This is a genomic window from Staphylococcus simulans (assembly GCF_003043455.1).
GTDB classification, from domain to species: domain Bacteria; phylum Bacillota; class Bacilli; order Staphylococcales; family Staphylococcaceae; genus Staphylococcus; species Staphylococcus simulans_A.
Map to the genome: position 1 here is coordinate 1 of NZ_PZGG01000117.1, position 2,823 is coordinate 2,823.

Sequence of the window (2,823 nt, forward strand, 5' to 3'; positions counted from 1 at the left end):
GAGTATGATGATGTAGAATTAGTATCAGCATTATTACAAGAATTAGTGGAATCAAATGATGAAGTAGAAGTTCAATTAACTTTCGAAAAACCACTTGCACGTAAAGGCCGTCATAATGCAAAAGGTCCTCGTCGTGGAGGCAAACCTTCTAATAAACGTTCAAACAATAAGTTTGATAACAAAAACCGTCGCGGTAAAGGTAAATTTAACGGTAAAAAACAAAAGCACGACAAAAAAGATCATAAAAAACCGATTAAAGGTCGTACATTCGCAGACATGCAAAAATAAGAATATATTATGATTTCAAACCGTTTCGAATTAATTCGAAGCGGTTTTCTCTTTATAAAAAGTTATAATAATTTAACAAAATAATGTTAATCATTGTTAAAATATGACTGATGGTTAAAATACATAGAAAGGTGCGAAGTGACCTTATGTCTAAACAAAGCCCACGTCGCGTAGTAGGTTACTATTATGTTCGTTATTTGATTGCGTTTTTAATAGAAGCATTAGTTTTTAGTGGTTTGGTATACTTATATCATCATTTCAAGTGGTCGTCTTGGGTGTTAAATACATTGATTATTTTATTAGCTCTCAGTTTTTTGTATAAAGTCATACGCCCATGGATCTTATGGAGATATCGCTTTTATAGTTTGCAGCCAAGTTACTTATTAAATGAAGCGCTCTTTTTCTTTCAAAAGCAAGAAGTTTTAAAATACGACAGAATACAATATGTCGAAAGGGAAAGCGGACCGATTTTATTAGGATTCAAGCTTTATAAAGTTTCCGTTGTAACCGCAGGCCATATGGTTACATTGCCAATGTTAGCTAAAGATGAAGCGGTATTTATAGAACAGGAATGTATGCGCCAACTTGAGGAGGTAGATGCAGATGTATAATCCGCAAAGATTACACCCACTGTCGTATCTCACAGGTTTAATAACTACGATCAAACAAAATATAGTTGTCATTATTATCTTTTTTATCAATATCAACAGTATTAATTTTACTGATGTAAAGTCATATATCTGGCCGGCATTTTTAACAGCAATCTTTCTGTTCTCTTTTATTTATAATGCGTTAGAAGTATACTCTACACGTTATTGGATAGAGGGCCATCATTTTGTGGTGACAAAAGGCGTGTTTAATAAAAAGCGTAAAGAATTGGATATTCAAAGAATCCAAGCATTTGATTCCTCACAAGATATCGTTAATCGAATTTTCGGTGGTGTGATCATGGAGATTAAAACCCCTAGTGATGGTATCAAACTGCAAATTGTTTCTAAAAAGCAATTCGATTTGATAGAACAAGCAGTCAGAACACAACAAACATCAAAGGATTATGGTGAAGAATTAGTAAGTGAAGCGCTTCAAGAGGAAGAAATAGCGCCTAGTACAATGACCACTGACAAACCTACACAAATTTTTAAACTCTCGCTAAAAGAATTAATTTTTATGGCGCTATCCAGTGGTTCTATCGGCATTGCGTTAGTTACTTTAGGACCTCTTTTAGGTACATTTCAAGAAATTATTCCATGGGATAAATTGTTCCATCAATTTGATTGGATTGCGCAAGCTGCTTATTTAGTTGTGGCAGGAATAATTATTATCGCTTTATTTTTAGCTTATATCATAGGCGTCATCATAGAATTTGTACGTTATTATGGTTATACCTTAAGTGAGAAGAACGAACAACTGCACATACGTTATGGCTTGTTGAATGTGAAGACCATTAACGTCGCAACGCGCCGAATTCAAGCTGTAGTAGAAAAACAATCATTGATACGTCGCTTTATCGGTTATACGTCTGTATATTTTATTATTACAAGTGACGCAAAACAGACAGAAGGTTCCACAACAGCTTCTGGTGACATTATGATATTGCCGTTTGTGAAACGAAAAAAAGCTTATCGTATAATTGAACAATTAGTGCCTTCTATTAAATTTGAAGAAGTAGAAACCGGATTACCATTTGGCGGTATTCGCCGCCATGCGCAAATTGGAATGGGCATGCTTTTAATTGCTGGTATCATAAGTACATATTTTTGGTCATGGTGGTATTTAGCATTAGCGCTTGTTGCATGTCTTTTGGTACTAATCAACAGTATTATTACAGTTCGTTATTCAGGATTTAAAACAGATCGAACAACTTTAACTGTAAAAAAATCTCAATTAATGAGAACGCGTTATTTTTATGCGAAAAAAGATAAATTACTTGGCTTTGATAAATCACAGAACTGGTTTATGAAACGCGTAGGATTGTCTGATTTTGCATTTTCAGCCGCAAAAGGTCTAGGTAGCATGGATATAGGCTTACGATTTATAGACAATGAAGCAGCAGAACAAATAAAGCAATGGTATGTGAAGGAGGATAACGATGAATAGAATGGCTCAAGAAGGAAAGAAAGTGTTATTTGTTTCAGGGTTAATCCAAACCTTTCTGATTGTTTTAGTCTTTGCGGTATTAATCGCAGGGGAATACTTCTGGTTGCATCTTTTATCTAAAGGTGCATTAAAGTGGATTATTGTCATTGCGGTTGTTTTAGTGCTATTTGTATTTGTATTGACATGTCTGCTTAATCCTTGGCTGAAAAATAAACGTCATGGATATTTACTGGAAGCACAACAGATTCTAGTACAAGAAGGTATGATTTTTATGAGCTTGAAACATATTCCTTTATTTAGAATTCAAAATATAGATATCAATGAAGGTTGGTTGATGCGTAAATGGCACTTAGCAACCTTAACTTTATCTACTGCCGGCGGAGATAGTCAGATATTGTTGGTTAATAAAGCAACAGCTCAACAAATCATGTATGATAT

The 2,823-nt window shown here is 34.3% G+C and carries 3 protein-coding genes and 1 pseudogene; all 4 read left to right on the plus strand.

Annotated features, from left to right (window positions below):
- Window positions 1–288: pseudogene (locus BU038_RS12130) on the plus strand (ATP-dependent RNA helicase); the annotation flags it as partial.
- 146 nt (window positions 289–434) lie between these two features.
- Window positions 435–899, plus strand: coding sequence for a PH domain-containing protein (locus tag BU038_RS12135; protein ID WP_158262803.1), 465 nt, complete (start codon window positions 435–437; stop codon window positions 897–899).
- Window positions 892–2,385, plus strand: coding sequence for a PH domain-containing protein (locus tag BU038_RS12140; protein WP_107606229.1), 1,494 nt, complete (start codon window positions 892–894; stop codon window positions 2,383–2,385). The genes BU038_RS12135 and BU038_RS12140 overlap by 8 nt, the downstream gene beginning before the upstream one ends.
- Window positions 2,378–2,823, plus strand: a 446-nt coding sequence (locus BU038_RS12145) for a PH domain-containing protein (protein WP_107606230.1), incomplete at its 3' end; no start/stop codon positions are given. The genes BU038_RS12140 and BU038_RS12145, both read left to right, overlap by 8 nt.

Bases quoted from the DNA above. Each gene is read 5' to 3' on its own strand.
- BU038_RS12135 (WP_158262803.1), top strand. From the start codon at position 435: ATGTCTAAACAAAGCCCACGTCGCGTAGTAGGTTACTATTATGTTCGT.
- BU038_RS12140 (WP_107606229.1), top strand. From the start codon at position 892: ATGTATAATCCGCAAAGATTACACCCACTGTCGTATCTCACAGGTTTA.